Origin of the sequence: Shewanella sp. 11B5 (genome assembly GCF_002836795.1) — a bacterium.
GTDB classification, from domain to species: domain Bacteria; phylum Pseudomonadota; class Gammaproteobacteria; order Enterobacterales; family Shewanellaceae; genus Shewanella; species Shewanella frigidimarina.
Window position 1 is genome coordinate 1 of record NZ_PJAP01000635.1, and the last position, 3,671, is coordinate 3,671.

Annotated in this window: 5 protein-coding genes; 1 reads left to right on the forward strand and 4 read right to left on the reverse strand. The window is 40.3% G+C overall.

Going from position 1 to position 3,671, the window contains the following annotated elements; all coding sequences use genetic code 11:
• Positions 1-367: 367 nt before the first annotated feature.
• The 3 genes from CXF78_RS14600 to CXF78_RS14610 are packed head-to-tail and all read right to left on the reverse strand — an operon-like array spanning position 368 to position 1,872.
• Complete coding sequence (locus tag CXF78_RS14600) at positions 368-583, reverse strand: TIGR02450 family Trp-rich protein (protein WP_041413713.1); 216 nt, start codon at positions 581-583, stop codon at positions 368-370.
• 46 nt (positions 584-629) lie between these two features.
• Positions 630-1,235 carry an HAD family hydrolase gene (locus CXF78_RS14605; protein ID WP_102037212.1) on the reverse strand — a complete coding sequence of 202 codons (606 nt, stop codon included), beginning with the start codon at positions 1,233-1,235 and terminating at the stop codon, positions 630-632.
• Positions 1,236-1,260: 25 nt separating this feature from the next.
• On the reverse strand, positions 1,261-1,872 hold the full coding sequence (locus CXF78_RS14610; RefSeq protein ID WP_102037213.1) for a CIA30 family protein: 612 nt from the start codon (positions 1,870-1,872) through the stop codon (positions 1,261-1,263).
• Between the two features lie 321 nt (positions 1,873-2,193).
• On the opposite strand from CXF78_RS14610, the gene CXF78_RS14615 reads away from it, so the two are divergent.
• Entirely contained in the window at positions 2,194-3,327 is a 1,134-nt protein-coding gene (locus CXF78_RS14615; RefSeq protein ID WP_102037214.1) for an endonuclease/exonuclease/phosphatase family protein, read from the forward strand.
• A 158-nt stretch (positions 3,328-3,485) separates the two neighbouring features.
• Here CXF78_RS14615 and CXF78_RS14620 read toward each other — a convergent pair.
• Positions 3,486-3,671 (reverse strand): hypothetical protein (locus tag CXF78_RS14620; protein ID WP_145991464.1); only part of this gene is annotated, 186 nt, incomplete at its 5' end.

Genomic DNA, 3,671 nt, shown 5'->3' on the forward strand with positions numbered 1-3,671 from the left:
GGATGTAGTAGTGAAGGCGACGGCCAACGTATTCAGGATGTCATGCTATCTGATTGGGGCCTAGAAACACTTCAATTTAGGCTCGAAGGTTCAATGTTTATCATAAGATAATAGCTGAGTTAAATAGAATAATGGTTTCAATGACAAACTGGTTATTTTTGTTGCAAGGTTAATGACAGATCAATAATGGGCTATTGCAGTCAATGTCATTGTAAACAGCTCAAAAATCGGTTTGATAACCATTTTTTATCTTGAAATTCGTTAGATAAAGTTATGCTAACGCTAGTATAAAAATGTGACTCACGGTGCATAACCAAGAGTCACTTTTTTATTTTCAAACGCCATCATAAATGTGTTTTACAGTAGATTATTGCCAGCCAATTTTCCACAGTTGCGGATCTTTAAGATCGCGCCAGTCAATTGAAAATTCTTCGGCATTCATTTCTGCACGGATAAAACATTCAACCACGTTTTGTTGCTCGTCATACTCCACTTTAGCCACAGTAAAATGCTTCAATTTTTGAACCACGTTAACTTTGGTCCACTTACTATTTAGTAATTTTTTAGGGTGAATTGGGTTCATATTCATGTTGTGTCACTCTGAATTATTAATAACGTGATTACTGGCGTTAATCACTCGGTAAGCTATTGGTTAATAATGGCTGTAGTTGGCTTAACTCTTCGATGACAATATCGGCTAAGTGTTGATAATCACGTTCAATGCCATGATTAATTAAACAGGCAATCATTCCCGCGTTGTTAGCCGCTTGAATATCGTATAAGTAATCACCAACATAGATAATCTGCTGCGGATTAATTTGCCATTGTGTTGCAATGGCCAGTAACGCATCGGGTGCCGGCTTGGCTGGGAAGTGTTCTCTGGTTAGCACGTGATCTATGGCAATATTATTTTGTGTTACCTTCATTGCACTGGCTGCAAGACTGTTACGAGTCACTATGGCAGTGGGTAATTTTGCCGCTTCAATAGCGCTAATTAGTTCGGTCATGCCTTTGATTGGTTTGGTGCTCATAGCATCTTGATATTCATGCTCAAGAATAATCTTGTTTGCGTTGGCTTGAGTGGCTTTGCAACTTAACTCGTCGACGTATTTAAGGAGGTCTATACCATTAGGGCAACCAATTTGTTGGCGAATTAAGTCAAAGTCTAAACTGGACTCAACTAAGGTGCCGTCTAAGTCGAAAATAATGCCTTTTATGTGTATTGGTAAATTCAATGAATACCCTTATGTATTAACGCATTTATCGGTCAAACTGTACCGAGTGTAACTCAATTATAAATGGACCTTGTTGTTTTTGTGCAACGAGAAAACCAATACGATCAATATCTTCAAAGTTTAATGATGGTGCATTCGTGACCGCTCGCCCTCTAAAGTTGACAGTAAAGTCTGCCGGGGTAAAAGTATGTTGAGTGAGTGTATCAGCTTGAGTATCAAAGTTAGCCACATAGGCTTCACCATAAGACAAATTCGGTGTTTTTAACCGGATTTGATATGTTTTTCCATCGCCTTTAGCCGTGAGAGTGAGTAATGATGTACTGGCAATTTGATGTAAAAAGGTTGATTCTGTCGATGCAAATCCGCCATTATTTGCCAAGGAAACATGCCCAGAAAATATTAACGCTTGCTGCTTATTCTGCTTAATCTGGCTTTGCGAAATACCGCCCATCACAGTGTCATTATTGATGTTCCACTCTGTAAAATGGCTTGGATCAGTAAAGTGAAATAGCATGTTGTCCTCACTGGCACTCCAAACGGGTTGGCCAATTAATGATAAAACCCCAGCAGCGGTAGCAATGCCTACTTGTATTGTTCGGCAGACATGTCTGTTCTTTGCATTGTGTGACACCATCATATACTCCTATTCAATATAGTTCGATAAGCACATGCGCTATAAACAATGCCGTAAAAAATGGCTTATCAGGGTGAGGGATAAGCCAAAAGGGTCTTACGGAGGATGATTGTATTAGTACATCTGGTCTTGCTGTATCAGGTGATCAATCAGATGTTATTTAAGCTGTAACTGTTATGCATTACGCGTATTTGTGAAAGTAGGTTCAGTTATTTTTAGGTTATTTTATCTATGTGCATTATCCCTAGTTGATAGGGAGTTAAATTCGACAAATAGCAATGTTGTCAGTACCCTTAATATAAGTTTTACAGAGAGCAAAATATTTTGGACCTAAATGATGTATCAACCGCTTCATCACCTGAACTTACATTCAGTGTTGTCAGTATTAATTTATTTAATTTTATCGAACCACCTTACGCTTACTACGATTTTGAAAACATCTACAGTGATAAGCAATGGCAAAAAAAATGTGCATGGTTAAGTGAGTTTATTAGCCACAACCAACCTGACATTATTGCTTTCCAAGAAGTGTTTAGCCCTGATGCATTAGCTAGGTTGACTGAGTCTTTGGGTTATAAATATTTTGTGGCGCTAGATTTACCAGAGGTCGTCAGTGACTATGTGTATCGTAGCCCAGTGGTCGCGATAGCATCGAAGTATCCTATTATTGATTCGGCTAATGTTAGCCCCGATCCGCAATGGATCAACCAGTTAGGTCTAGCTGAGTCATTTAGTTTTAGTCGTAAGCCGTTACGAGCAACCATACAGTTACCGGTGTTTGGTCCATGCGATTGCTATGTCATTCATCTTAAGTCTAAACGCAGTGGCGTGAGTCGTGACGATATCAGTGAAAGTGGCTTACATGGCGGTGCTGATTTTGTTGCACGGCAAGTCTTAGGACGTTGGGCATCCAGTTTACAGCGCGGCAGTGAATCAGCATTGCTGTGCCATCAAATGCTGATGAGACGACAACAAACTCAGCAGCCTTTTATGCTGATGGGGGATTTTAATGACACCATGGGCAGCGAACTGTTAGCGGCATTTAATAATCAATTACGCGTGTATCGCAGTGATATTGAAGACCCTGGGCTGGCTAAGCTGGGTGAAACCTCATTGATGGCTGAGTTACAGCAAAGCAGTTTGTTTGACAGCTATGAGTTGTTTATCGACGCGACCAAATGTAATGCAACATTGGCCCAAGATGAATTTGAGTCAAGCGCATTAGTGGATGAGCAACCGCATCCAGCGAGACAGCCGACACATTACTATGGCAACAGTGGTTCGGTGCTCGATTATATATTAGTCTCAAGTGAGTTTAATCCGACTCAGCAGCAAAATCTCGCTCATATCATTGATTATAAAACATTTGATCGTCATCTAGTTCGGCCTGACTATGAACGCGACAGCGACAGTACCGACCATGCTCCAGTGATGATGAGCTTTTGCGTGCGCACTTAGTGAGTGGTAATGGTGATGCTTATTCATGAGCTATTGAACTTGATGGCTACTAACGCGCAGTGCGATGAGCCCATTCTATAAATGCTAATAAAAAGCGCTGATAAATATCAGCGCTTTTTTGGTTTAACTCAATTGATTTACCATTGTTTTGGATAAGCTTACTGTAATGTTTGTTTGATCTTCACGCAGCGTTGTTCTTGTTGGCGAGTTTCAAGTAGCGCACGTCTTGCCAGTTTTGATAAACCTGTTTGTGTATCTAAAACCTGACTAATAGCATCTATATTTGCTGCACTACAATCGGTTGGAATTAATTGCGCCGCAAAACTGCGCATAAACACCGGACC

What these genes read in the sequence shown, in the direction of transcription:
- CXF78_RS14610 (WP_102037213.1), bottom strand. Translation starts at nt 1,872, where the DNA reads ATGATGGTGTCACACAATGCAAAGAACAGACATGTCTGCCGAACAATA.
- CXF78_RS14600 (WP_041413713.1), bottom strand. Translation starts at nt 583, where the DNA reads ATGAACCCAATTCACCCTAAAAAATTACTAAATAGTAAGTGGACCAAA.